The 24,782-nt window shown below is 40.7% G+C and carries 24 protein-coding genes and 1 riboswitch; of the genes, 16 read left to right on the top strand and 8 right to left on the bottom strand.

Annotated features, from left to right (window positions below; genetic code table 11):
* Positions 1–77: 77 nt before the first annotated feature.
* Complete coding sequence (gene accD / locus ACPEEM_RS04205; RefSeq protein ID WP_424403400.1) at positions 78–983, top strand: acetyl-CoA carboxylase, carboxyltransferase subunit beta; 906 nt, start codon at positions 78–80, stop codon at positions 981–983.
* Complete coding sequence (gene folC, locus ACPEEM_RS04200) at positions 976–2,304, top strand: bifunctional tetrahydrofolate synthase/dihydrofolate synthase (protein WP_424407879.1); 1,329 nt, start codon at positions 976–978, stop codon at positions 2,302–2,304. Before accD ends, folC begins: the two co-directional genes overlap by 8 nt.
* Before the next feature lie 152 nt (positions 2,305–2,456).
* Here folC and ACPEEM_RS04195 read toward each other — a convergent pair whose 3' ends face one another.
* The 3 genes from ACPEEM_RS04195 to ACPEEM_RS04185 form a co-directional block, all read right to left on the bottom strand.
* Positions 2,457–2,873 carry a hypothetical protein gene (locus ACPEEM_RS04195; RefSeq protein ID WP_424403396.1) on the bottom strand — a complete coding sequence of 139 codons (417 nt, stop codon included), beginning with the start codon at positions 2,871–2,873 and terminating at the stop codon, positions 2,457–2,459.
* Complete coding sequence (locus tag ACPEEM_RS04190; RefSeq protein WP_424404372.1) at positions 2,870–3,061, bottom strand: hypothetical protein; 192 nt, start codon at positions 3,059–3,061, stop codon at positions 2,870–2,872. Before ACPEEM_RS04190 ends, ACPEEM_RS04195 begins: the two co-directional genes overlap by 4 nt.
* A 228-nt stretch (positions 3,062–3,289) precedes the next feature.
* Complete coding sequence (locus tag ACPEEM_RS04185) at positions 3,290–3,925, bottom strand: histidine phosphatase family protein (RefSeq protein ID WP_424407877.1); 636 nt, start codon at positions 3,923–3,925, stop codon at positions 3,290–3,292.
* A gap of 101 nt (positions 3,926–4,026) precedes the next feature.
* Between ACPEEM_RS04185 and ACPEEM_RS04180 the strand changes: the two genes are divergently transcribed.
* From ACPEEM_RS04180 to ACPEEM_RS04155, 6 genes are all read left to right on the top strand, one after another.
* Positions 4,027–4,701 carry a TIGR01621 family pseudouridine synthase gene (locus tag ACPEEM_RS04180; protein ID WP_424403392.1) on the top strand — a complete coding sequence of 225 codons (675 nt, stop codon included), beginning with the start codon at positions 4,027–4,029 and terminating at the stop codon, positions 4,699–4,701.
* Positions 4,702–4,830: 129 nt separating this feature from the next.
* Positions 4,831–5,814, top strand: a complete 984-nt coding sequence (gene pheS, locus ACPEEM_RS04175) for a phenylalanine--tRNA ligase subunit alpha (protein ID WP_424403390.1) — start codon at positions 4,831–4,833, stop codon at positions 5,812–5,814.
* A gap of 9 nt (positions 5,815–5,823) precedes the next feature.
* Positions 5,824–6,306 carry a hypothetical protein gene (locus ACPEEM_RS04170; RefSeq protein WP_424403388.1) on the top strand — a complete coding sequence of 161 codons (483 nt, stop codon included), beginning with the start codon at positions 5,824–5,826 and terminating at the stop codon, positions 6,304–6,306.
* Positions 6,307–6,318: 12 nt separating this feature from the next.
* Positions 6,319–8,706 (top strand): phenylalanine--tRNA ligase subunit beta, encoded by a 2,388-nt coding sequence (gene pheT, locus ACPEEM_RS04165; RefSeq protein ID WP_424407875.1) that lies wholly within the window; start codon positions 6,319–6,321, stop codon positions 8,704–8,706.
* Between the two features lie 3 nt (positions 8,707–8,709).
* Positions 8,710–9,006, top strand: a complete 297-nt coding sequence (locus tag ACPEEM_RS04160) for an integration host factor subunit alpha (RefSeq protein ID WP_424403384.1) — start codon at positions 8,710–8,712, stop codon at positions 9,004–9,006.
* A gap of 78 nt (positions 9,007–9,084) precedes the next feature.
* On the top strand, positions 9,085–9,579 hold the full coding sequence (locus tag ACPEEM_RS04155) for an NlpC/P60 family protein (RefSeq protein WP_424403382.1): 495 nt from the start codon (positions 9,085–9,087) through the stop codon (positions 9,577–9,579).
* A 5-nt stretch (positions 9,580–9,584) separates the two neighbouring features.
* Here ACPEEM_RS04155 and ACPEEM_RS04150 read toward each other — a convergent pair whose 3' ends face one another.
* Positions 9,585–10,514, bottom strand: a complete 930-nt coding sequence (locus tag ACPEEM_RS04150) for a gluconeogenesis factor YvcK family protein (RefSeq protein WP_424403380.1) — start codon at positions 10,512–10,514, stop codon at positions 9,585–9,587.
* A 225-nt stretch (positions 10,515–10,739) separates the two neighbouring features.
* Positions 10,740–10,890: riboswitch (molybdenum cofactor riboswitch) on the top strand.
* On the opposite strand from ACPEEM_RS04150, the gene moaA reads away from it, so the two are divergent.
* The 4 genes from moaA to moaE all read left to right on the top strand — a co-directional run bounded on the left by moaA (position 10,879) and on the right by moaE (position 13,139).
* A complete protein-coding gene (gene moaA / locus ACPEEM_RS04145) occupies positions 10,879–11,892 on the top strand; it encodes a GTP 3',8-cyclase MoaA (protein ID WP_424407873.1) in 1,014 nt (337 codons plus the stop codon). Its footprint overlaps the riboswitch before it by 12 nt.
* 59 nt (positions 11,893–11,951) lie before the next feature.
* Complete coding sequence (gene moaC / locus ACPEEM_RS04140; protein ID WP_424403376.1) at positions 11,952–12,428, top strand: cyclic pyranopterin monophosphate synthase MoaC; 477 nt, start codon at positions 11,952–11,954, stop codon at positions 12,426–12,428.
* A 12-nt stretch (positions 12,429–12,440) separates the two neighbouring features.
* Positions 12,441–12,686 carry a molybdopterin synthase sulfur carrier subunit gene (gene moaD / locus ACPEEM_RS04135; protein WP_424407871.1) on the top strand — a complete coding sequence of 82 codons (246 nt, stop codon included), beginning with the start codon at positions 12,441–12,443 and terminating at the stop codon, positions 12,684–12,686.
* On the top strand, positions 12,687–13,139 hold the full coding sequence (gene moaE, locus ACPEEM_RS04130; protein ID WP_424407869.1) for a molybdopterin synthase catalytic subunit MoaE: 453 nt from the start codon (positions 12,687–12,689) through the stop codon (positions 13,137–13,139).
* An 85-nt stretch (positions 13,140–13,224) separates the two neighbouring features.
* Here moaE and ACPEEM_RS04125 read toward each other — a convergent pair whose 3' ends face one another.
* From ACPEEM_RS04125 to purE, 3 genes are all read right to left on the bottom strand, one after another.
* Positions 13,225–14,415: an amino acid aminotransferase gene (locus tag ACPEEM_RS04125; protein WP_424403370.1), complete on the bottom strand. Its 1,191-nt coding sequence runs from the start codon at positions 14,413–14,415 to the stop codon at positions 13,225–13,227.
* A 157-nt stretch (positions 14,416–14,572) separates the two neighbouring features.
* Entirely contained in the window at positions 14,573–15,661 is a 1,089-nt protein-coding gene (gene purK, locus ACPEEM_RS04120) for a 5-(carboxyamino)imidazole ribonucleotide synthase (protein WP_424407868.1), read from the bottom strand.
* Between the two features lie 67 nt (positions 15,662–15,728).
* Positions 15,729–16,241 (bottom strand): 5-(carboxyamino)imidazole ribonucleotide mutase, encoded by a 513-nt coding sequence (gene purE, locus ACPEEM_RS04115; RefSeq protein WP_424403366.1) that lies wholly within the window; start codon positions 16,239–16,241, stop codon positions 15,729–15,731.
* Between the two features lie 167 nt (positions 16,242–16,408).
* Between purE and pepN the strand changes: the two genes are divergently transcribed.
* The 3 genes from pepN (at position 16,409) to rnm (ending at position 21,180) form a co-directional block, all read left to right on the top strand.
* Positions 16,409–19,018 carry an aminopeptidase N gene (gene pepN, locus ACPEEM_RS04110; protein WP_424407866.1) on the top strand — a complete coding sequence of 870 codons (2,610 nt, stop codon included), beginning with the start codon at positions 16,409–16,411 and terminating at the stop codon, positions 19,016–19,018.
* 221 nt (positions 19,019–19,239) lie between these two features.
* Complete coding sequence (pyrD, locus tag ACPEEM_RS04105) at positions 19,240–20,259, top strand: quinone-dependent dihydroorotate dehydrogenase (RefSeq protein ID WP_424407864.1); 1,020 nt, start codon at positions 19,240–19,242, stop codon at positions 20,257–20,259.
* A 75-nt stretch (positions 20,260–20,334) separates the two neighbouring features.
* The gene (rnm, locus tag ACPEEM_RS04100; RefSeq protein WP_424407863.1) at positions 20,335–21,180 is read left to right on the top strand and encodes an RNase RNM; all 846 of its coding nucleotides are present in this window, start codon (positions 20,335–20,337) and stop codon (positions 21,178–21,180) included.
* Here the strand turns inward: rnm and ACPEEM_RS04095 are convergent.
* Positions 21,158–22,057: a LysR family transcriptional regulator gene (locus ACPEEM_RS04095; protein ID WP_424407861.1), complete on the bottom strand. Its 900-nt coding sequence runs from the start codon at positions 22,055–22,057 to the stop codon at positions 21,158–21,160. The two genes, rnm and ACPEEM_RS04095, sit on opposite strands and share 23 nt — an antisense overlap.
* Before the next feature lie 96 nt (positions 22,058–22,153).
* Between ACPEEM_RS04095 and topA the strand changes: the two genes are divergently transcribed.
* Positions 22,154–24,772, top strand: coding sequence for a type I DNA topoisomerase (gene topA, locus ACPEEM_RS04090; protein ID WP_424407859.1), 2,619 nt, complete (start codon positions 22,154–22,156; stop codon positions 24,770–24,772).
* The last annotated feature ends 10 nt before the right edge of the window (positions 24,773–24,782 follow it).

Below are 24,782 nucleotides of genomic sequence, written 5' to 3'. Positions count from 1 at the left end.
AGTGCTTTATCGCTAGCATATTGCCTTGAATTATGGTGTAATACACCGAATTTTCTCGTTAATAAAAAAGGATTAACATGAGCTGGATTGATCGAATTTTTAGTAAAAATACTTCTTCAACAGGTTCTCGTAAGTCTAACGTACCAGAAGGCGTTTGGACGAAATGTACATCTTGTGAACAAGTGTTATATCGTGATGAATTAAAACGTCATTTAGAAGTCTGCCCAAAATGTGGACATCATATGCGTATTGATGCGAGAGAACGCCTTTTAGCTTTATTAGACAAAGACAGTACGCAAGAATTATCTGCCGATCTTGAACCTAAAGATATCTTAAAATTCAGAGATTTAAAAAAATATAAAGATCGTCTTTCTGCCGCACAAAAAGAAACAGGTGAAAAAGATGCGTTAGTTTCAATGTTTGGCACGTTATACAATATGCCGATTGTGGCAGCTGCCTCTAACTTTAGCTTTATGGGCGGCTCAATGGGCTCTGTGGTGGGGGCGAAATTTGTACAAGCCGCAGAAAAAGCAATGCAAGAAAATTGTCCTTTTGTGTGTTTTTCTGCCAGTGGTGGTGCCCGTATGCAAGAAGCCTTATTCTCCTTAATGCAAATGGCAAAAACCAGTGCCGTGTTAGCGAAAATGCGTGAAAAAGGCGTGCCATTTATTTCCGTTTTAACGGACCCAACCTTAGGGGGCGTTTCAGCCAGCTTTGCAATGCTAGGCGACATTAATATTGCAGAACCGAAAGCCCTAATTGGTTTTGCAGGCCCACGTGTGATTGAGCAAACCGTACGTGAAAAATTACCAGAAGGTTTCCAACGTAGCGAGTTTTTATTAGAAAAAGGGGCAATTGATATGATCGTAAAACGTGGCGACATGCGTAACACGTTAGCGAGCGTATTAAGTAAACTCACTCAACAGCCTTCTCCTTTTGTTGAACCAGAATTTGTTACAGACACACAAGCTCGTCATGAATAATTCAAACATGTTATTAACAGCCACTTCGCCTCTTGCAAAGTGGCTTTCTTATTTGGAAAACAGCCACTTCAAAGCCATTGATTTGGGCTTAGACAGAATAAAATCTGTTGCACAAGCACTGGATTTATTCACCCCCGCTCCTTTTGTGATTACTGTGGGGGGCACCAATGGTAAAGGCACCACTTGTCGTTTATTGGAAACGGTTTTATTAAATGCGGGTTATCGGGTTGGGGTTTATTCTTCCCCCCATTTAATTCGTTATAACGAACGGGTACGGATTCAAAATCAAGAATTGCCTGATGAAATGCATACCGCCTCTTTTGCCTTTATTGAGCAACATAAAACGGACTCCTTAACCTATTTTGAATTCAGCACTCTTTCGGCGTTGCATTTGTTCAAACAAGCAAAACTGGATGTGGTGATTTTAGAAGTTGGTTTAGGTGGGCGTTTAGATGCAACCAATATCGTAGACAGTGATGTGGCGGTGATTACCAGCATTGATATTGATCACGTGGACTTTTTAGGCTCAGATCGTGAGCAAATTGGCTTTGAAAAAGCGGGGATTTTCCGTGTAAATAAACCTGCCATTATTGGTGAACCTCATATTCCACAGCGATTATTGCAACATGCTCAATCGCTTCACTGTCAAACCTCTTGCCGTGATCAAGATTGGCATTTTGTGGTGCATGAAACAGGGTGGGATTGGTTCGGTCAAAAAGTGCGGTTAAAAAATTTACCTTTTTGTCAAATTCCATTAGCCAATGCGGCGACAGCTTTAGCCACCCTTGAGCAATTACCCTTTGAGGTTTCTGAGCCAGTGATTCGCCAGTCATTACAGGAAGTGGCACTAACGGGGCGTTTTCAAACCTTACAACAAGCGGAATTAAGTCGGTTAGCAATGCAGTGGGGAAAACCCCTTGCCGACTGTCCACAAGTGATCATTGATGTGGGACATAATCCCCATGCTGCCACCTATTTAGCGGAAAAACTGACCGCACTTAAGTCACATATTTCGGGGAAAATTGTGGCGGTGTGTGGCATTTTAAAAGATAAAGATGCTCAAGGGGTGATTTCACCCTTATTACCCGTGATTGATGAGTGGCATTGTGTCAGCTTAACAGGCTACCGAGGTCAAACAGGGCAGACACTCCTTGTGACGTTGCAACAAATTGCCGAAGCCTTATCTGTTCCACTTCAGGGGGAAAGTGCCGATTCGGTGCTGGCTGGAGTGAAACGGGCATTTGAAAACACCAATCAAGAAGATGTGGTGTTAGTGTTTGGATCTTTCCATACTGTGGGTGAATTTCTACAACAGCTTTAACGAAAATATCTGTGATGACAGGGATACAGCCAGTATTCCAGTCATATGAAAAGGGCTGAGTTCAATTGCCTATTGAGCTCAGCCCTGTATTATTTCGGTATGATTAAGGCGGTGCAACGCTAGAAGGTAACTCGCCTTGGCTGGATTTGTGATTAATCGTCTTGATTTTGTTTTTGTTGTTGTTCTAAAACCACCGCTTTGCCTCGACCAAATCCTGCAAAATAACCCGCCATTAACGCCCCGCCGATTTTAAGTACTTCCAAGGCAAAATTAGTGTTACCTGAATACATGGCATAAATAACAATGATCAACACAAAAAGGGCGATCAACGCCGTGAGCCATAATTTGCCTTTTTGTAAAATCGTAAAAATATCACCGTGTTTTAAATCAGTTTGCTGTTTCGCTTCAATCGAGATTTTGGCTAATCTTTCATTTGCTTGAATTTCTTCTCGACGAATGGTCAGTTCTTCCTTCTTCAGCAGTAATTCTTGCTGTTGAAGTTGGATAAACTCTTTCATCATGCCTTCTTGATTCATCACATCAGGAAGGTTTTGCTGTTCATCTTTCATCGAGACACCAATACCGGCATTTTATAAGTGACCTGAAATGAGCCATAACCTTTTGAACCTAGTTTTGGCGGAATAAATGTCACGTGATCGATATTGTTTGATACGCTATTTCGCTTAACTTCTGCTAAATATTGTTTTGGCGATAACTTGCGCGTTTTTATTGGGGTTAATACTGTATTTTTCATCATAATTCCCTCATTCTCTCACTGATTAAAAAGCTGACAAAAGGACGTGAGTCAGCAATTCTAAAGGTTTCATTGTCATAAAGAGCGAATGACTACCACTAATCTTAATTATTTGCAAGTAAAGAATACTTTACTCCCTAAAAACATGCAATCTTTTTCATGTTTCTTATCCACTTTTCCGAGTTATGTTTCATGGCGAATTCTTTTTCGCATGGCTTGATTTTAGGCGTTTTAACGGGTTAAGTGGCTCACGTCATTGATTTTTTCCAATAGGAATGTTCCTTGTCCTTCTAGTGTTTGTTGATAACGCACCACGCTAATAGAGGTGTTGGCTAAACTAGACGTATTTTCTCGATGCGTTTGCCATGTGCCTCCCTGAAATAACGCCAAAAGCATACGTAAAGTATGCCCATGAGAAACAATTAAGATATTTCCTTCGGAATAGGTTTGAATGATCTCATCAATCACGCCCATTGCACGTTTTGCCAGTTGTTCATAGGTTTCCCCTTGATTGCTTAATGCATGATATTGAGCAGGATCGTGCTTCATTTGTGCATATTCGGGTAGCAAAGCCAATTGTTGGAAAGATTGTCCTTCCCATGAACCAAAAGCCAATTCATTTAAGCCAGTATGACAAATCAGAGGCGTACTTTTGTGCTGTAAAATCGTGTTGGCTGTTTCTATTGCTCGAGATAGTCCACTGGCATAGGCGGCGATAAAATGCACATCAGAAAGTGCATATGCGGTACGTTTTGCCCCCTCAATGCCCGCTTGAGTTAACGGCGAATCCCCATGGCCTTGCAACAAGCCTTGTTCATTCCATTCTGTTTTGCCATGACGAATAAGATAAAATGTTAATGCTTTCATGTCGTTTCCTTATTGTGAAGGGCTCATTATAGCGAAAATGGCATAGTGTGGTATAAGCGTTATGTTATAATCATCAATCAGTTATTTATTTTGAGAAACACATGCAATCATTTCACCTCATCTATCAACATTCTGATTTTATTGTGATTGATAAACCTTGCGGCATCAGCGTCCATAAAGACAGTGCAGAAGTCGGATTCACCACATTAGTCGCTAACCAGTTGAATGTCCCGCAGGTTTGGCTTGTTCATCGCTTAGATAAAATCACCTCGGGATTACTCATTTTAGCTTTGAACCAGTCTGCCGCTCGTAACCTTTCCCAATTGTTTGCCGAACATCGTATCCAAAAAACTTACCTTGCTTTATCGCAACATAAACCGAAGAAAAAGCAAGGCTTAATTGTGGGGGATATGGAAAAAGCACGTCGTGGTGCGTGGAAACTTTGCCCAACAAAGAATAAGCCTGCGATCACCCGATTTCGTTCTCTTCATTGTGAGCCAAATTTACGCTTATTTATTTTAAAACCCCAAACAGGGAAAACCCATCAATTACGGGTCGCCATGAAAAGTTTAGGTAGCCCCATTTTAGGGGATGCGTTGTATGGTGGAAATTCCCCAGAAACAGACCGCACTTATTTACATGCTTATCGTTTACAATTTGAATATCAAGGGCAGCCATTTGATATTCAATCCTTACCCAAGTGCGGTCAATTTTTTGAACGAATAGATTTCGTTAAATTCTTGAGAGAATCAGATGAATCTGTTGCGACAGATTAACGTCCCTTTTTATTTAACGCAAAAGAGTGCGTTAAAACACAAAAAACACCAATAAAAACGTGATTTTCTAGACCGTTAGTATTATTATTAACGGTATTTTTCACAGCATAATTGAACTTAGAGGAAGGCATGCAAAACCTAGAACAAATTACCAAACAGGCATTAGATGCCATTGCTGGTGCAGAAGATGGCAAAGCATTAGATGCGATTCGTGTGGAATATTTTGGTAAAAAAGGCCCATTTACGGCATTAATGCAAGGATTACGTGATGTTTCACCAGAAGAACGTCCTGCCGTGGGTCAAAAAATTAATGAGGCAAAACAACTTGCACAAAATGCGTTAAATGAAAAGAAAGCACAGCTTGAAACGGCAGAATTAGATGCACAACTTGCAAAAGAAAAAATTGATGTGAGCTTACCTGGCCGTAAAGTCGAAACAGGCGGTTTGCACCCTGTGACGATGACCATTGAGCGAGTCACAAAATTCTTCTCTGAGCTAGGTTTTTCTGTGGAAAGTGGCCCAGAAGTGGAAAGCGACTATTATAATTTTGATGCATTAAACATTCCTAAACATCACCCCGCCCGTGCAGATCACGATACATTCTGGTTTAATCCAGAATTATTGTTGCGTACACAAACCTCAGGCGTGCAAATCCGTACCATGGAAAAAATGCAACCGCCTATTCGTATTATGGCACCAGGTCGTGTGTATCGTAATGACTACGACCAAACGCATACTCCGATGTTCCACCAAATCGAATTATTGTATGTGGATAAAAAAGCGAACTTCACCGAATTAAAAGGCTTATTACATGATTTCTTACGTGCCTTTTTTGAAGAAGATTTACAGGTGCGTTTCCGTCCGTCTTATTTCCCATTCACAGAGCCTTCAGCAGAAGTGGATGTGATGGGCAAAAACGGTAAATGGTTAGAAGTGTTAGGTTGTGGTATGGTACACCCTAACGTGCTTCGCAATGTAGGCATTGATCCAAACGAATACTCAGGTTTTGCTGTGGGTATGGGGGTAGAGCGTTTAACCATGTTACGCTACAACGTCACAGATTTACGTTCATTCTTTGAAAATGATCTACGTTTCTTAAAACAATTCAAATAGGAAATCGGTATGAAAAAAATCATGGCTGTCAGTTTGGCATTGATTTCATCAATGACCTTTGCAAAAACACAAACGCCTGTTAACTCAGAACAGCAACAAGCTCAACAACAGCCACCTATTGCCGTATTAAGGGTGTTTGATACTTCAAATAAAGAACCAAAGCTCATTGAGGGTAATGCATTATCTCGTTCTAAAAAGCGTAACTTATGCATTTTTATTAGCAATGTAGAAAAAAAAGAGCAGAATCTTTTAGCCGAGTTTTTTAAAGTGCCTGCAGCCATGAAAATGCATGCCGAAGGGGCGGAAATTCAATCTAGCCCAGATAATAAAGAGCATTTAATCCTCTTCAATGTACCAAAAAGTGCATTGCAAAGTGATGTGATTACACAATGCTGGCAATTTTCAAAAAGCGATCCTATTGGAACTTATCAATTAGAAATACAATTTAATGAAACCGTGTTCAAAGGGTTATCATTCAGAATTTTAAAATAAGAGAGTATATAAATGAAATTCAGTGAATTATGGGTGCGTGAATGGGTGAATCCAGCCATTAGCACCGAGCAATTATGTGATCAAATCACGATGTTAGGCTTAGAAGTTGATGGTGTCGAGAAAGTAGCTGGCGATTTCACTGGCGTGGTTGTGGGTGAAGTTGTGGAATGTGCTCAACACCCAGATGCTGATAAATTGCGTGTCACTAAAGTGAATGTTGGCGGTGATCGCTTATTAGATATCGTGTGCGGGGCACCTAATTGCCGTCAAGGTCTAAAAGTGGCTTGTGCAACCGAAGGTGCCGTGTTGCCTGGTGATTTCAAAATCAAAAAAACAAAATTACGAGGTCAACCATCTGAGGGTATGCTTTGTTCATTCAGTGAATTAGGGATTGATGTTGAATCAAACGGAATTATTGAGTTACCTCAAGATGCCCCCGTTGGCACGTCTTTACGTGATTATTTGAAATTAGATGATAATGCCGTTGAAATTAGCTTAACCCCAAATCGTGCAGACTGTTTAAGTATTGCGGGGATTGCTCGTGAAATTGGTGTCGTGAATAAACTTTCTGTAAATGCACCGCACTTTGATGCCGTAAAAACCACGATTGCAGAGAAAGTGGCGATTGAATTACAGGCACCAGAAGCTTGCCCACGTTATTTATTGCGTGTGGTGAAAAATGTCAATGTCAAAGCCCCATCGCCAATGTGGTTACAAGAAAAATTACGTCGTTGCGGTATTCGTTCTATTGATCCTGTTGTGGATGTTACAAACTATATTTTGCTTGAGCTTGGTCAACCTATGCATGCTTTTGATGCTGATAAAGTGGCACAACCTGTGCAGGTTCGTATGGCAAAAGCAGGCGAAGAATTAGTCCTTTTAGATGGTTCTACAGCAAAATTAAAAGAAAATACCTTGTTAATCGCAGACCAAAATGGTCCATTAGCCATGGCAGGGATTTTTGGTGGACAAGCAAGCGGTGTAAATAGCGAAACCCAAAATGTCATTTTAGAAGCAGCGTTCTTTGCCCCTTTAGCGATTGCAGGTCGTGCTAGACAATACGGCTTACATACCGATTCTTCACACCGTTTTGAACGTGGTGTGGACTTTGAATTACAACATCAAGCCATGGAAAGAGCTACCGCCTTGTTAGTCGACATCTGTGGCGGTGAAGTGGGTGAAATTTGTGAAGTGGCAAGCGATGCCTTTTTGCCTAAACTGAATCAAGTGAGTTTACGTCGTGAAAAACTCGATGCTTTATTAGGTCATCACATTGAAACAGACACCGTGACGGATATTTTAACTCGCCTTGGTTTACAAGTCAGTTATGCCGATGACGTGTGGCATGTAACCTCAGCAAGCTGGCGTTTTGATATTGAAATTGAGGAAGACTTAATTGAAGAAGTCGCCCGTATTTATGGTTATAACAGCATTCCAAATCATGCACCGTTAGCTCATTTACGTATGCGTGAGCATAAAGAGGCGGATTTAGATTTAGCTCGAATTAAAACCGCTTTAGTAGATGCGGATTATCAAGAAGCCATTACATATAGCTTTGTTGATCCTAAAGTGCAGGGGCTATTACACCCACAACAAACCGCACTTGTCCTCCCTAACCCAATTTCAGTCGAAATGTCAGCTATGCGTTTATCGCTGTTAAGTGGGTTATTAGGGGCTGTGCAATACAACCAAAATCGTCAACAAACCCGTGTTCGTTTATTTGAAACAGGCTTGCGTTTTGTGCCAGATGCTCAAGCAGAATTTGGCGTACGTCAAGAATTTGTGATTGGTGCGGTGATCACGGGAAGCAAAAAAGCAGAACATTGGACAGGAAAATCGGAAAATGTGGACTTCTTTGACCTAAAAGGTGACTTAGAAAGCATTTTATCTTTAACGGGCACTGGTAATTTGGTTAAATTTGTAGCAAAATCATATCCAGCATTACATCCAGGACAATCTGCTGCCATTGTGTTAAATGGTGAAGAAATTGGCTTTATTGGCACGATTCATCCAAGAGTTGCACAACAGCTTGGTTTAAATGGTAAAGCCGTAGTATTTGAGATTCTGTGGAATGCGATTGCAAATCGTCATATCGTTCAAGCAAAAGAAATTTCCCGTTTCCCAGCAAACCGTCGAGATTTAGCCGTGGTAGTGGCAGATAATATTGCCGCCAGTGATATTATTGATACCTGTCGAGAAGTGGCAGGGAATAAACTTACCCAAGTAAATTTATTTGACGTCTATCAAGGTAACGGTGTCGCTGAAAATCATAAAAGCTTGGCGATAAGCCTAATTATTCAAGATAATGAAAAAACCCTTGAAGAAGATGATATCAACTCTGTGGTTTCTGTTGTATTGTCTGAATTAAAACAACGTTTTAATGCCTATTTGAGAGATTAAATTATGACACTGACCAAAGTAGAACTCGCGGAGAATTTAATTGAAAAATTAAATTTGAATAAACGTGATGCAAAAGAATTAGTTGAAAACTTTTTTGAAGAAATTCGAGTTGCATTAGAAGCAGGCGAAGATGTGAAATTATCTGGATTTGGTAATTTTGAGTTACGTGATAAATCTTCTCGTCCGGGACGAAATCCTAAAACAGGTGAGTGTGTTCCCGTTTCTGCCCGTCGAGTTGTTTCCTTTAAACCAGGTCAGAAATTACGTACTCGAGTCGAAAAAACGAAGCCTAAAAGCTAAGCTTTTCACTGATACGAAAACCACATTAAGCTATCTATGATTATCATAGATAGCTTTCCTTTTATTATTGAGGGAAAAATGCCAGCATTGATTAAATCTTTTTTTATCATGATGTTAGCGATATTTTTCAGTGCATGTTCTAGTGCACCGAAAACATCGTCAGAGCAAAATATCCGCTATGTGGGAGAGCTTAATGATCCTATCATGACCATCACGTTGCTCAGTGAACAACAACGAGAATGGGCGGGAACGCCTTATCGTTTAGGGGGACAATCACGCCAAGGAATTGATTGTTCGGGTTTTGTCCAAAAAACCTTTTTAGATCGTTTTAATGTGAAATTGCCACGCATGACCGTTGAGCAAGCGAAGCATGGGAAATTCATTTCAAAATCTGAAATTCAAACAGGGGATTTGGTCTTCTTTAAAACAGGACGAGGGCCAAATGGTTACCATGTGGGAATTTATGTAAAAGAAGATTTATTCTTGCACGCATCAACAAAAGGGGGCGTCATTTATTCTTCTTTAAACAGCCCTTATTGGTCAAAAAAATATTGGCAGGCAAGACGAATTTAATCAGGTCATGATAACTCACCGATTAACTCATCAATGGCTTTTGACAGCAACGTGCGGTCATGTCGATAATGAATATCATCGGCGTGTAAGGGTTTTCTCATCACTTTGATGGGTAAATCTTGGCAAAAATCGACCGCACTTGTTGACACAATCGCCCCATCAATAATGTTTTTTCCTACGGTTCGATGAATCCATTGAATACGATCTGATAGTTTTAGTTGTGCAGCAGGGCTGTTTTCTACGCCAAGATTATCAATAAAAATCTTTTTTGCTTGGCTTTGTTGTAATGCCGTGATGATTTCTGGTAATAAAAGTGGGGGAAGAATGCTGGTTAAGAAACTCCCAGGGCCAAATAAAATGACATCGGCTTGTTGTAATGCACAAAGGGCTTCGGGCGTGGTTTTGACTAAAGGAACCAAAAAGACGGAAGCAGGCAGTTCAGTTAAGCTATCAACGTTCACTTCACCGACTACGGAATCACCAGAAGGCAGCACTGCAGCTAAATGCACAGGGCTTTCTGACATAGGAATGAGGTGTGATTTGACATGTAATAATTCTCGAATGAGATTCACTGCCTCAATAGGGCGAATATTCATATTTTCTAAGGCATTAAGCATTAAATTGCCAAGATTATGTCCTGCCAATTCCCCGTGACCTGCAAAACGGTATTCAAATAAAGCAGATGCGGTGCTCGGTGAGGTAATGATTTGATTTAAGCAGTTGCGTAAATCTCCCCAAGCAATGCCGCCATGATTAAGGCGAATGCGTCCTGTGGAGCCGCCATTATCCGTTGTGGTAACAATGCCTGTTAAGCATTCTTGCATAAAACTGAGTGCAGACATCAAGCGTCCCAAACCATGACCTCCACCAATGGCAACAATGTGATTAATTTGATGTAGATTTTCATATTGTGGAAGTGGGGCAAATTTAGGCATCTTTTTTCCTTATTGTAGGCACTATGAGTAAAGACAATGCGAGACAAATAAAGTTCGTCACTACACCATTTTGAGTAGAAAAAGAGAGGATTTTAGTCGCTATATATTGATTTATATAATTGATTTCTAAGAATTTTCTGATTTTATGGTTAAGCGTCGATTAATTGTTTGCAATCCCTTAAACATATCTCTTACAATACCAAACCAACAAAGATAACCCTATTTATTATCGCATAACTCCGAGCTTACTTAACCTACGTTTTTCTTTAGAAAAATAGGGTGGTAATGCCAATAGCATAATATGTTTGCTATTCAGGGATACGCTGGAAACGGTTTATCCTCTCGTATTTTAGAAAGGTGTGAAATGCAATCTATTCCCATTAAAGATGTTGGGCATGCACCATTAATGGATGCATTCCAACGTCGCTATTACTATTTGCGGCTGTCAATTACAGATGTGTGTAATTTTCGCTGTAATTATTGTTTGCCCAATGGTTATCAACCTGAAGCCAATAAACCGAGTTTCCTCACATTGGATGAAATTCGTTTAGTGGTGAAAAGCTTTGCTTCTATGGGGACTGAAAAAGTTCGCATTACAGGGGGCGAACCCACCTTACGCAAAGATTTTTTACCCATTGTGGAAACAATCGCCCAACATTCCGCTATCAAACATATTGCTTTAACAACAAATGGTTACCGCATGGCAAAAGAGATTGCTGCTTGGAAAGCCGCAGGGATTAGCTCAATTAATGTCAGTATTGATAGCCTTGATCCTCGTATGTTTCATCGTATTACTGGCGTAAATAAATTTGATGATGTGATGCGTGGTCTTGAGCGTGCTTTTGAGGTGGGCTATCAAAAGGTGAAGGTCAATTCTGTCCTCATGAAAACATTAAATGATACTGACTTTGCCCAATTCTTAGCCTGGATTAAAGACAAGCCCATTCAAATGCGTTTTATTGAACTGATGCAAACTGGTGAAATGGATCATTTCTTTTACAAACACCATTTATCAGGACAAATTCTAGCGGATAAATTACGTCAAGCAGGCTGGGTTTTACAAGAGAAAGGCTTGCTTGATGGACCCGCGAAGGTGTTTAAGCATCCCGATTATATGGGCGAAATTGGCTTGATTATGCCTTATGAACCGCATTTTTGCACAAGTTGCAATCGACTCAGGGTATCGGCGAAAGGGAAACTGCACTTATGTTTGTTTGGCGAAGAAGGCATTGAGCTACGAGATTTATTGCAATCTGACAGTCAGCAGCAGCTGTTGCAAGCCCGAATCCATTTTGCTTTACAAGGCAAGCGTGAACACCATTTTTTACACCAAGGTGATAGTGGTGTGCGTGCAAACTTAGCCAGCATTGGCGGTTAACGAAACTTTTCCAAAATGCACCGCACTTTTTCTTTATTTCCATTGATTGATGAGATGTTATGAGCAAATTTACCCATATTAATACACAAGGTGAAGCCAATATGGTGGATGTTTCCACCAAACAAGACACCGTACGAGAAGCCAGAGCAGAAGCTATTGTGACAATGTCACCAGAAACATTGAATATGATTATGGCTGGACAACACCACAAAGGTGATGTATTTGCCACCGCACGTATTGCAGGGATTCAAGCCGCTAAACGCACATGGGATTTAATTCCTTTATGTCACCCGTTGTTATTGTCTAAAGTGGAAGTGACCTTGACGCCTATTGTAGCGAGTAACCAAGTACGTATTGAAAGCCTGTGTAAATTAAAGGGCAAAACAGGCGTGGAAATGGAAGCCTTGACGGCGGCCAGCGTTGCCGCATTGACCATTTATGATATGTGTAAAGCGGTGCAAAAAGACATCGTGATTGAGCAAATCCGTCTGCTAGAAAAGTGCGGTGGAAAATCTGGGCATTTTATTGCGGAATAAGCGAGGAAGGGTATGTTAAAAATCTTATTTTTTGCACAAACAAGAGAATTAATTGGTGTAGATGCCCTAGAATTGCCTGCTGATTTCACTACAGCAGAGCAAGTTCGCCAACATTTAGCAGAAAAAAGCGAACTTTGGGCATTAGCACTTGAAAAAGGCAAATTATTAGTGGCGATTAATCAATCCTTAATGCCGTTAGACAGCGAGGTCAAGGCTGGGGATGAAATTGCCTTTTTTCCACCTGTGACGGGAGGCTAAATGAGCAATGTAAAAATTGCAGTACAAGAACAGTCTTTTGATCAAAATGCGGCATATAGTTGGTTATCCGAACCGCATTCTGTGGGGGCTGCCGTTATTTTTGTAGGCAAGGTGCGTGATTTGAATTTAGGGGATAACGTGTCAAGTTTGTATTTGGAGCATTATCCTGCCATGACGGAAAAAGCCTTGCAAGAAATTGTGGCACAAGCCCAAGCACGTTGGGAAATTCAACGTGTTTGTGTGATTCATCGTGTAGGCTTATTACAAACAGGGGATGAAATTGTCCTTGTGGGTGTCAGTTCTGCTCATCGGGCGGATGCTTATCAAGCCAATGAATTTATTATGGATTTTTTGAAAAGCAAAGCCCCATTTTGGAAAAAGGAAAAAACCGCACAAGGTGAACGTTGGATTGAAAGTCGAGAAAGTGACAAAGCCGCTTTAGCCCGTTGGTAATTTCACTCAAAAACGTTGATAAAAATAGCCGCACTTTTTAACAGGGCGGCTATTTTCTATTAGAGGCTTTCTTTGTCTATTTGGCTTATAAGACTTTCACAATGCTTTCGCATAAATGGCGAATATTCTCTTCCGTAATGCCTGCGACATTGATACGGCCTGAGCGAACCGCATAAATAGCAAATTCATCTTTTAAGCGATCCATTTGTTCTGGGCTTAAACCACAGAAGGAGAACATGCCGTTTTGGTCAATAATAAAGCTGAAATCACGATCTGCTCCAAATTCTTTCAGTAATTGAACAAATTGACTACGCATTGCTTTGATGCGATTACGCATTTCTGACAATTCGGTAACCCATTCTTGGCGTAACGCCGCATCTTTTAACACCATGGAAACGGTGGTGGCACCATGAGAAGCGGGGTTAGAGTAGAGGGTGCGAATAATGGTTTTCACTTGGGTTAATGCTGTTGCTGCAACCTGTTCATTTTCTGCAACCAAGGTGAAGGCACCCACACGCTCATTATATAAGCCAAAGTTTTTTGAGTAAGAGCTTGCGATTAATAATTCTTTATGATTTTTGGCAAAAGTGCGTAAACCAAAGGCATCTTCTTCCAAACCATTTGCCAAGCCTTGGTAAGCAAAGTCAAATAATGGTAACCAACCATTTTTCGCAGATAAATCTGCCAATTGTTGCCATTGTTCTGGTGTTGGGTCGATACCTGTTGGGTTATGGCAGCAACCATGTAGTAACACCACATCCCCTTCACTTGCCCCACTTAAATCAGCAAGTAAGTTATCCCAATCTAAACATTTGTTTTGAGCATCATAATAGCGGTATTCACGAATGGTCATGCCTACGGCATTGAAAATGGCGTTGTGGTTTGGCCAAGTTGGGGTGCTGATCCAAACATTTTGTGATTTGGTTTGACGTTTAATAAATTCTGCGGCGATACGTAATGCCCCTGTTCCCCCTAAACTTTGCACTGTTTTGGCACGACCTTGTTTAATGACCTCAGAATCTGCACCAAATAATAAGGCTTTGGTATGAGCATTAAATTCGGCAACCCCATCGATCGCTAAATAGTTTTTGGTCATTTCCAGATCAAATAAGCGTTTTTCTGCTTCTTTTACCGCTTTCATGATTGGGGTATTGCCCTGTGCATCTTTATAAACACCAATACCTAAATTGATTTTATTATCACGAGTTTCCGCTTTAAATGATTCACCTAAGCCTAAAATAGGATCCGCAGGTGCTGCTGTAATATTTTCAAACATAATGAAATCCTTCCCCTATTGTGTTTAGTCATTTGTTATTTGTCATCATGGATTAGTTATACTGCACGAGAAACTGATTATCAAGTGCAGCCTAAAATAATTTAAAAAATTAATTCTGTTTTTAGATAAAATCTTAAAAGTGCGGTATAAAATTTTATTATTTTAATTTTTCTATCGCCCAATTTAAACCTGATTGATAATCCTCGGGTAATGCTTGACGCAATGTTTCGAGGTTTTCAATTAATACGGCTTTATTGGGATGCGTTAAATTAATATGTCCGAGTTTCCGTCCTTCTCTGACCGCTTTCCCATACCAATGTAATTGGCTAAATGGGGTGTTTAACCATGCGGGATGATGCGGGGTGCCAATTAAATTCACCATCACACTTGGGGCGAAGGTTTGCAGTTCAGGCGTAGGCAAATCCAACAAGGCTCTTAAATGCAACTCAAATTGGCTAATGGAACAACCCAATTGGGTCCAATGTCCGCTATTGTGTACACGTGGGGCAAGTTCATTAATTAATAGCTGATCGCCGACCACAAAACATTCCATTGCCATGACACCCACATAATTTAATTTATGCATAATTTTGCCTAACATGGCTTCTGCTTGAGCTTGTTGTTGGGCTTGTTGAGCAAAATTCACATCCACTACGCTATAACGTAAAATCCCATTTTGCTGTAAGTTATGGGTGACAGGGTAGAAACGGGTTTCTCCCGAACGGAATCTCGCACCGACAAGGGAAATCTCATAATCAAAAGGGATAAATTTTTCTGCAATCACCTCACCGAATAACGCATCGCTAATGATGTCGGTATTCCCTTGGTCAACAATCCATTGTCCTCGACCGTCATATCCCCCCATGCGACGTTTGACCACCACTTTTTCACCAATATGTTGGAAGGTTTGTTGCCAGTCTTCATGTTGGGTTAATTGACACCAAGGGGAAGTCGGCAATGCTAATTCATCTAACAAGGTCTTTTGTGATAACCGATCCGCTAATTGAGCAAACACATCACGATTTACAAACTGTGGGTGTTTTCCTAGCATGTCGGTGAGTGGTGTGCTTTCCCAGCGTTCAATTTCACTGGTAATCAAGCTGTCTTTGGGTAAATCAAAGAGAGGAGCATCAAAATCAAGGGGTTGGACGTGAATGTCTAATGGTGCACCTGCATAACGGAGCATACGACCAAGTTGACCATTCCCTAAAACATAAATTGTTGGGTATAACGAGCTTTTTTGCATAGTAAATCCAGTAAAAAGAAAATAAAAAATAGACAGGGCGAACATATTGTCCGCCCTAATATCTCAATTATGGAACCCGAGGATCGGGATTGTCCAGTACTAGATGGGTTTGTTGTTCTCTAAAGTGCGTTAAACGGGCGTATAAATCGGCATCGTATGCTGCTAAAATCTGTGCGGCTAATAATCCTGCATTGGCAGCACCAGCAGGCCCAATCGCAAGCGTGCCAACTGGAATCCCTTTGGGCATTTGCACAATAGAATATAAGCTGTCAACACCGCTTAACATGCTGCTTTTCACTGGCACACCGAGGACTGGGACAAGGGTTTTTGCAGCAATCATACCTGGTAAGTGTGCCGCCCCTCCTGCACCAGCAATAATGACTTTATACCCTTTTTCTACCGCACTTTCAGCGAATTGAAAAAGTTTATCAGGTGTGCGGTGAGCAGAAACAACTTCAACATGATAAGGCACCTGTAATTGATCAAGAATAAGTGTGGCTTCTTGCATGGTTGACCAGTCACTTTTTGACCCCATCACAATGGCAATTTGAGGGGTTTGTTGTGCGGTGATATTTGACATTTTTATCCTTATTAAATCCAAAAATAAAAGCCTGCGTAGAATAGCACACAATAAGCAATAAGCAAACGTTTGCTTTTGTTTTCCCTTGATAAAATCTGATTGCAACTTAGGGTATAAAGTCATATCCTAATCAAGTTTTTCAGTTCGAAAAAGAGATAGGTTTTTTTATGCAAGCTAAAGCAAAATATAGAAAAGATTATAAAGCACCCGATTTTACGATTACCACGATTTTCCTTGATTTCCAACTTGATCCTAAGAAAACGATCGTGACCGCCACGACACAATATCAGCGTTTAAATCCTTCCGCCACGCACTTACGTTTAGATGGACACAGCTTCCAATTTTCTCGCATTAAATTAAACGGTGAAGAGTTTAAACATTATCAGCAAGACAGTGAAAGTTTAAGCTTAGATTTAAGTCAACTCAACGATGATCACTTTGAATTAGAAATTGTCACCATTTTAGCCCCCGAAAAAAACACCTCGTTACAAGGTTTATACCAATCAGGAGAAGGTATTTGTACCCAATGTGAAGCCGAAGGTTTCCGTCAAATTACCTATACCTTAGATCGTCCCGATGTGCTTGCTCGTTATACCACCAAAATTACGGCAGATAAAAGTCAATACCCTTATTTATTGTCGAACGGTAACCGCACGGAACAGGGGGAACTTCCTGATGGGCGTCATTGGGTAGAATGGCATGATCCTTTCCCTAAACCAAGCTATCTATTTGCCTTAGTGGCAGGGGATTTTGATGTGCTTCGAGATACCTTTATCACCAAAAGCGGACGTGAAGTGGCACTTGAGCTTTTTGTTGACCGTGGCAATTTAGACCGTGCGGATTGGGCAATGCAAAGCTTAAAACGAGCCATGAAATGGGATGAAGATCGTTTTGGTCTTGAATATGATTTAGATATTTACATGATTGTGGCAGTGGATTTCTTCAATATGGGGGCGATGGAAAATAAAGGGTTGAATATCTTTAACTCTAAATTTGTGTTGGCAAATCCGCAAACCGCTACTGATGAAGATTACATTGCCGTAGAAAGTGTGATTGCACATGAATATTTCCATAACTGGACAGGTAACCGTATTACCTGTCGTGATTGGTTCCAACTGAGTTTAAAAGAAGGATTAACGGTTTTCCGTGACCAAGAATTTACCTCAGACCTGTGGTCCCGTTCAGGTAAACGTATTGAAGATGTGCGTTTATTGCGTACTGCACAATTTGCCGAAGATGCAAGCCCAATGTCTCATCCTATTCGTCCAGATAAAGTCATTGAAATGAATAACTTCTATACCATGACCGTTTATGAAAAAGGGGCAGAAGTGATTCGTATGATTCATACGCTGTTAGGCGAAGCACAATTCCAAAAAGGTATGCAACTTTATGTGGCAGAACAAGACGGTAAAGCAGCAACCTGCGAAGATTTTGTTTCAGCTATGGAGCGAGCTTCAGGGATTGATCTTAGCCAATTCCGTCATTGGTATAGCCAATCAGGCACGCCAGAATTAACGGTGAGCGATAGTTATGATCCTGAAACCGAAGTGTATACCTTAAATGTGGCTCAACATACGCCACCGACTGCAGATCAAATGGAAAAAGTGAATTTACATATTCCATTAAAAATCGCCTTATATGATAAAACAGGTCAGGCACAAGTGTTGGAACATGAGGGGCAAGCAATAAATCCAGTGTTAGATGTTAAACAAGCCGAACAACACTTCCAGTTTACTGGTGTGAAAAGTAAACCTGTCCCTGCTTTGTTATGTGATTTTTCCGCCCCTGTAAAATTGCATTATGAATACAGCACACCACAATTGATTACATTATTGCGTTATGCGGAAAATCAGTTCGTTCGTTGGGATGTGGCACAAATGCTTTATGCCACGGAGTTACGTCGTAACTTAACCCGTTATCAACAAGGTAAAACCTTAGAATTTTCTGCGGAAATTTTGGCTGAGTTATACCAAATTTTAGAGGCATATCAGCAAGATCCTGAATTGACCACATTAATTTTGACCTTGCCTAAAGTCACCGAGTTTGCAGAATTATTTAAAACCATTGATCCTGAAGGCATTAGCATAGTCCGTGATTTTATGGTACGTACTATTGCGGAAAGTTTGAAACAAAGTTTATTAAAAGTGTATAACGATATTCGCTTAGTGGAATACCGTGTCACTGCGGAGGATATTGCGTTACGTGCCTTGCGTAATCTCTGTGTGAGTTATCTTGCTTATACGACGGTCGGCAATAATTTAGTCAATAAACATTATAGCTACGCCAATAATATGACAGACACGCTTGCGGCATTAAGTGCGGCAACAAAAGCCCAACTCCCTTGTCGAGATGCCTTGTTGGCGGATTTTGAACGTCAATGGCAGCATGATGGCTTAGTGATGGATAAATGGTTTATGTTACAAGCCACACGCCCAGATGAAGATGTGCTATTAAATGTGATGAAGTTAATGGATCATCCAAGTTTCAACTTTAATAATCCAAACCGTTTGAGATCCTTAGTCGGTAGCTTTGCAAACCATAATTTAAAAGCGTTCCATGCAATTGATGGGTCTGGTTATCGTTTCTTAACGGATATTCTGATTCGTTTAAATGAAAGCAATCCACAAGTGGCATCACGTTTAATTGAACCGTTGATTCGTTTCTCTCGTTATGATGGACAACGTCAAACCTTAATGAAACGTGGCTTAGAGCGGTTAAGCGAAGTTGAGAATATTTCTCGTGATTTATATGAGAAAATTGAAAAAGCATTACAATAAATCCTCATAAAAGCGGTGCGGTCGAAAAGTTTTGAAAAACGACCGCACTTTTTTATTTCCATTCTCTTTTCTCTTGGCAGTCAAGCTTTCACCACGCTGTCTTTTCTTGAAAAGAAGCACTTGAACTTCAATTTTTTCATTACTTTTTATATGGAAAAGCGTATAATCCCGCAAGTTTTCACAGTTAAACTATCCAGAGAGATAAACGAGGATAAACAAGTATGTATTCATTCGTCCGCAAGGCACTTTTTTCCCTTGATGCTGAAAAAGCACATGATCTGACCATTCAAACCTTAAAACACTTAGGCAAATCGCCTTTTCATCCCTTGTTAAAAACCGTCTTGGCTTGCCCTGAAGGGCATTCAAAAAAGGTAATGGGGTTGACCTTTAAAAACCCTATTGGTTTAGCCGCAGGTGCTGATAAAAACGGTGACGCCATTGATGGCTTTGGTGCAATGGGCTTTGGTTTTATTGAGGTTGGTACCGTCACCCCTTTAGCACAAGAGGGAAATGCCAAACCCCGTCAATTTCGCTTACCTGAAGTGGAGGGGATTATCAATCGCAATGGGTTCAATAATTACGGTATTGACTATTTAATTGAAAATGTCAAACAGGCGAAATATGACGGTATTTTAGGTATCAACATTGGTAAAAATACCTTTACTTCCGTAGAAAATGGCAAAGCGGATTATCTGTTTTGTTTAAATAAAGCCTATAATTATGCCGATTATATTACGATCAATATTTCATCCCCTAATTCACCGGGCTTACGTCAACTCCAATATGGCGATGCATTAGATGATTTATTACAAGGGCTGAAAGCTCGCCAAAAAACCTTGGCAGAGCAGTATAATAAATATGTGCCTATCGCCGTAAAAATTGCCCCTGATTTAACAGAAGCAGAGCTCGTGCAAATAGCTGATACATTACAACGTCACAAAATGGATGCGGTAATCGCCACGAATACTACCATTTCACGAGATACCGTGAGCGGTTTGAAAAATGCGGATCAACAAGGGGGCTTAAGCGGTAAGCCGTTACAACAAAAAAGCACAGAAATCATTGCAAGACTTTATCAAGAATTGAAAGGGCAAGTACCGATTATTGGCAGTGGTGGCATTGATAGCGTGGAAAATGCACAAGATAAAATCGAAGCAGGTGCCGAGTTATTACAACTGTATTCTGGTTTAATTTATCACGGCCCAAACTTAGTCAAACAATTAGTTCAACAAATTAAATAATCAAATAACACATGGGGTGGAGTGATATCCACCCCAATTCTTTATGCCTTATGGCTATCAACATTGGAACAACAGATGACAACAATTTATGATCTTCACTGCCATAGCACCGCATCAGATGGCATATTATCCCCCTCTGAGCTGGTGGCAAGAGCCGCTGAAAAAGGGGTTCATGTACTGGCATTAACGGATCATGACTCAACGGCAGGCATTGCTCAAGCACGTTTAGCCGCAACACAATTAGGCTTAACCTTGATTAGTGGTGTGGAAATTTCAACCATGTGGGAAAATCGCCCAATTCATATTGTTGGGCTCGGTTTTGATGAAACCTCTGAAAAAATGACCGCACTTTTAGCACAGCAAGCCTTATTACGTGAACAGCGAGCGAGGGAAATTGGTGAAAAATTAGCAAAAGTGGGGATCGAAAATGCTTTTCTAGAAGCTAAAAAGCTGACTTCAGGCGAAGTAACACGGGCTCATTATGCCCGTTTATTGGTGCAGACAGGGAAAGTGGCTCATGAAGGACAAGCTTTCAAAAAATACCTCGCCCAAAGCAAATCCTGTTATGTCAAAGCACAATGGTGTGATATTCCAACGGCAATCCAAACCATTCAACAGGCAGGGGGATTGGCTATTTTGGCTCACCCTTTGCGTTATACCATGACCACAAAATGGTTAAAAAAATTAATTGCCGATTTTAAACAATGGGGTGGGGACGGCATGGAAGTCGCAGGTTGTGGACAAACCAAAGATCAACGTGTGTTGTTAGCGAAATGGGCAACAGAACAGGGGTTATTATGTTCCGTGGGATCCGATTTTCATTTCCCTTGTGCTTGGATTGAATTAGGGAAATCCTTGCATTTACCAGAAGGTTGTGTTCCTGTGTGGGAAAAACTGCTTACACATTCATTTGCTGAGTAAAACTTAACCCTTGTAAAAATGTCATAAAGGCTTTCGTTTTGGCAGGTAAATGGCGACGATGAGGATAAACAATATGGATATCCAGTGGTTGTTGCCTGTAATCGGTCAGCACTTCCACCAATTCTCCGCTTTTTAATGCCTCTTTAATAAAAAAGTCAGGAATATTTAGGATACCAAGCCCAGCCTTTGCCAACTCCACTAAGGTTAAGCCATTATTACACACTAATTTTGATTCCATTTTGATGCGTTGTAGCTGCTGATCTTTTTCAAACTCCCAATAAATTTGATTCCCCGTGCCTTTATATAATAAACAATCATATTGAGCTAATTCATCAGGCGAGGTTGGTCGACCATGCTGAGCAAGATATTGGGGGCTTGCCACAATATGACGTGAAGCCGTGGCAATTTTTTTTGCCACTAAAGAGCTGTCTTGTAAATTTCCAATACGCAAGGCTAAGTCATAGCCTTCTGCCACTAAATCCACCATACGGTCATTAAAGGTAATATCCACATGCAAATGCGGGTAGGCTCGAATAAAATCGGATAAATTAGGCGTGAGAAATAATAAGCCAAAATCACGAGGAACAGAAATGGATAAACTGCCATGCAACGCACTGGATAACGAGCTAATGCTCGATTCGGCTTCCTCAAGCTCCCGTAAAATAGGCTGGCAACGGTGATAATAAAGTAATCCTGCCTCCGTAGGGGAAATTTTACGGGTGGTGCGTTGTATCAAACGTGTTTTAAGCCGTTCCTCAAGTTGAGCCACAAGTTTACTTGCCATTGAGACGGAAATATTCTGTTGTGTCGCCGCTTGCGTAAAGCTTTGTGTCTCAATGACCTTACAAAAGACGGAGATTGCATTGAGTTTATCCATTTATATGCCTTTATTTAAAAAAAGAGTTGACCTGAAAGCAGATAGTTAGCAATATAGCGACTATTTTATATAAGTTTGAGTAAATTGGGTAATAGAATGAGTAAATCCTTGGTTATTGTGGAGTCGCCGGCAAAAGCGAAGACCATTAATAAATATTTAGGCAGTGATTATGTAGTAAAATCCAGCGTGGGACATATTCGTGATTTGCCAACAATTGGATCGAGCACAGGCGAAAAAGCCAAGCCTATTTCAACAAAAGGATTAAGTGCAGAAGAAAAATTAGCGGTAAAACAAGAAAAAGACCGCAATGCGTTAGTAAAACGGATGGGGATTGATCCTTATCACCAATGGAAAGCCAATTATCAAATTCTTCCTGGTAAAGAAAAAGTGGTGGCGGAGTTAAAATCCTTAGCAAAAAAAGCCGATCATATTTACCTTGCTACCGACTTGGATAGAGAAGGAGAAGCCATTGCTTGGCATTTACGTGAAGTGATTGGTGGCGATGAGTCTCGTTTTAGCCGTGTGGTTTTCAATGAAATTACCAAAAATGCCATCAAACAAGCGTTTGAAAAGCCCGAACATCTCAATTTAGATCGTGTTAATGCCCAACAAACTCGCCGTTTTTTAGACCGTGTTGTCGGTTTTATGGTGTCGCCTTTATTGTGGAAGAAAGTCGCTCGAGGTTTATCTGCAGGACGTGTGCAGTCTGTGGCAGTCAAATTATTAGTTGAACGTGAACGTGAAATTAAAGCCTTTCAGCCAGAAGAATACTGGGAAATTGACGTTTTAACGCAAACACAAAGCCAATATCAAACAAAAGATGTGCTACGTTTGGCGGTCACCCAATTTAAAGGGAAAAAATTTGAACCTAAAAACGGCGAACAAGCACAAAGTGCGGTCGATTTTTTACAAAATGCCGATTATGTGGTGTCGGATTTAGAGACGAAACCAACAAGCTCTAAGCCTAAAGCCCCTTTTATTACCTCAACTTTACAACAAACTGCCAGCACCCGTTTAGGCTTTGGCGTGAAAAAAACCATGATGCTTGCACAACGCTTATATGAGGCAGGCTATATTACCTATATGCGAACGGATTCAACCAATTTAAGCCAAGATGCCCTCAATATGGTGCGTGGCTATATTGCCTCACATTATGGCGAATCCTATTTACCAAGCAAACCACAGTTTTATTCCAGTAAAGACAATGCACAAGAAGCACACGAAGCCATTCGTCCCTCCGATGTAAATACATTGGCTGACAGCTTAGTGGGTATGGAAAAAGATGCCGTGCGTTTATATGATTTGATCTGGCGTCAGTTTGTGGCTTGCCAAATGCCAGCTGCACAATATGACAGTAGCACCTTAACGGTCAAAGCAGGGGAGTATGAGCTAAAAGCAAAAGGGCGTATTTTGCGTTTTGACGGTTGGACAAAAGTATTACCACCAATGAGTAAAAACGCAGATGACCAAGTATTGCCGAATGTACAGTTAAATGAAACACTGCATTTAAAGCAAGTGTTACCAGAACAATTATTCACCAAACCACCTGCACGTTTTAGTGAAGCGGCTTTAGTAAAAGAGCTGGAAAAACGTGGCATTGGACGACCTTCCACTTACGCCGCCATTATTTCTACGATTCAAGACCGAGGCTATGTACGTGTCGAAAACCGTCGTTTTTATGCGGAAAAAATGGGGGAAATTGTCACGGATCGTTTAAATCAATCTTTTTCAGAATTGATGAATTATGATTTCACCGCCAATATGGAAAATGTGCTAGACCAAATTGCAAAAGGTGAAAAAAATTGGAAAACAGAACTTAATCAATTTTTTAAAGATTTTTCTGAACAATTAAGTCAAGCAGAGCTAGATGAAATTGAAGGCGGAATGAAGCCGAATAGCTTGGTGCCAACAGATATTGATTGCCCAACTTGTGGACGTAAAATGGCGATTCGTACTGCTAGCACAGGGGTGTTTTTAGGTTGCAGTGGCTATGCGTTACCGCCAAAAGAGCGGTGTAAAACCACCATGAATTTAATTCCTGAAGCCGAGCTTTTAAACGTTTTAGATGACACGTCAGAAACCAAAGCCTTAATGGAGCGGAAACGCTGTCCAAAATGTGGCACCGCAATGGATAGTTATCTCATTGATCCAGAACGTAAAATTCACATTTGTGGAAATAATCCAAATTGTGATGGTTATTTACTTGAACAGGGCAGTTTCAAAATTAAAGGCTACGATGGCCCAATTGTTGAATGCGATAAGTGCGGTGCTGATATGCACTTAAAATTGGGGCGTTTTGGTAAATATATGGGCTGTACCAAGTGTGATAATACCCGAAAAATCCTCAAAAGTGGGGAAGTGGCACCACCAAAAGAAGATCCAACACATTTCCCAGAATTGAAATGTGAAAAATCCGATGCGTATTTTGTGTTGCGTGATGGGGCAAGTGGGGTGTTTATGTCAGCACATAATTTCCCTAAATCTCGTGAAACCCGAGCCCCAAAAGTGGCAGAGTTGGCGTTATATCGAGATCGTTTACCTGAAAAATTACGCTACTTAGCCGATGCACCACAATATGACCCAGAAGGGAATGAAGCTATCATTCGTTTTAGCCGCAAAGAAAAACGTCAATATGTGACGTCTGAAAAAGAAGGAAAAGCGACCAAGTGGATTGTTGATTATTTAGGTAATCAATGGGTGGAAAGAACAAAATAATGTTAGATGC

The organism is Pasteurella pantherarum (genome assembly GCF_049670885.1).
Classification (GTDB): Bacteria; Pseudomonadota; Gammaproteobacteria; order Enterobacterales; family Pasteurellaceae; genus Pasteurella.
This window is presented reverse-complemented; position numbering and strand designations above follow the sequence as displayed.

Bases quoted from the DNA above. Each gene is read 5' to 3' on its own strand.
- accD (WP_424403400.1), top strand. From the start codon at position 78: ATGAGCTGGATTGATCGAATTTTTAGTAAAAATACTTCTTCAACAGGT.
- folC (WP_424407879.1), top strand. From the start codon at position 976: ATGAATAATTCAAACATGTTATTAACAGCCACTTCGCCTCTTGCAAAG.
- ACPEEM_RS04195 (WP_424403396.1), bottom strand. From the start codon at position 2,873: ATGAAAGATGAACAGCAAAACCTTCCTGATGTGATGAATCAAGAAGGC.
- ACPEEM_RS04190 (WP_424404372.1), bottom strand. From the start codon at position 3,061: ATGATGAAAAATACAGTATTAACCCCAATAAAAACGCGCAAGTTATCG.
- ACPEEM_RS04185 (WP_424407877.1), bottom strand. From the start codon at position 3,925: ATGAAAGCATTAACATTTTATCTTATTCGTCATGGCAAAACAGAATGG.
- ACPEEM_RS04180 (WP_424403392.1), top strand. From the start codon at position 4,027: ATGCAATCATTTCACCTCATCTATCAACATTCTGATTTTATTGTGATT.
- pheS (WP_424403390.1), top strand. From the start codon at position 4,831: ATGCAAAACCTAGAACAAATTACCAAACAGGCATTAGATGCCATTGCT.
- ACPEEM_RS04170 (WP_424403388.1), top strand. From the start codon at position 5,824: ATGAAAAAAATCATGGCTGTCAGTTTGGCATTGATTTCATCAATGACC.
- pheT (WP_424407875.1), top strand. From the start codon at position 6,319: ATGAAATTCAGTGAATTATGGGTGCGTGAATGGGTGAATCCAGCCATT.
- ACPEEM_RS04160 (WP_424403384.1), top strand. From the start codon at position 8,710: ATGACACTGACCAAAGTAGAACTCGCGGAGAATTTAATTGAAAAATTA.
- ACPEEM_RS04155 (WP_424403382.1), top strand. From the start codon at position 9,085: ATGCCAGCATTGATTAAATCTTTTTTTATCATGATGTTAGCGATATTT.
- ACPEEM_RS04150 (WP_424403380.1), bottom strand. From the start codon at position 10,514: ATGCCTAAATTTGCCCCACTTCCACAATATGAAAATCTACATCAAATT.
- moaA (WP_424407873.1), top strand. From the start codon at position 10,879: ATGCAATCTATTCCCATTAAAGATGTTGGGCATGCACCATTAATGGAT.
- moaC (WP_424403376.1), top strand. From the start codon at position 11,952: ATGAGCAAATTTACCCATATTAATACACAAGGTGAAGCCAATATGGTG.
- moaD (WP_424407871.1), top strand. From the start codon at position 12,441: ATGTTAAAAATCTTATTTTTTGCACAAACAAGAGAATTAATTGGTGTA.
- moaE (WP_424407869.1), top strand. From the start codon at position 12,687: ATGAGCAATGTAAAAATTGCAGTACAAGAACAGTCTTTTGATCAAAAT.
- ACPEEM_RS04125 (WP_424403370.1), bottom strand. From the start codon at position 14,415: ATGTTTGAAAATATTACAGCAGCACCTGCGGATCCTATTTTAGGCTTA.
- purK (WP_424407868.1), bottom strand. From the start codon at position 15,661: ATGCAAAAAAGCTCGTTATACCCAACAATTTATGTTTTAGGGAATGGT.
- purE (WP_424403366.1), bottom strand. From the start codon at position 16,241: ATGTCAAATATCACCGCACAACAAACCCCTCAAATTGCCATTGTGATG.
- pepN (WP_424407866.1), top strand. From the start codon at position 16,409: ATGCAAGCTAAAGCAAAATATAGAAAAGATTATAAAGCACCCGATTTT.
- pyrD (WP_424407864.1), top strand. From the start codon at position 19,240: ATGTATTCATTCGTCCGCAAGGCACTTTTTTCCCTTGATGCTGAAAAA.
- rnm (WP_424407863.1), top strand. From the start codon at position 20,335: ATGACAACAATTTATGATCTTCACTGCCATAGCACCGCATCAGATGGC.
- ACPEEM_RS04095 (WP_424407861.1), bottom strand. From the start codon at position 22,057: ATGGATAAACTCAATGCAATCTCCGTCTTTTGTAAGGTCATTGAGACA.
- topA (WP_424407859.1), top strand. From the start codon at position 22,154: ATGAGTAAATCCTTGGTTATTGTGGAGTCGCCGGCAAAAGCGAAGACC.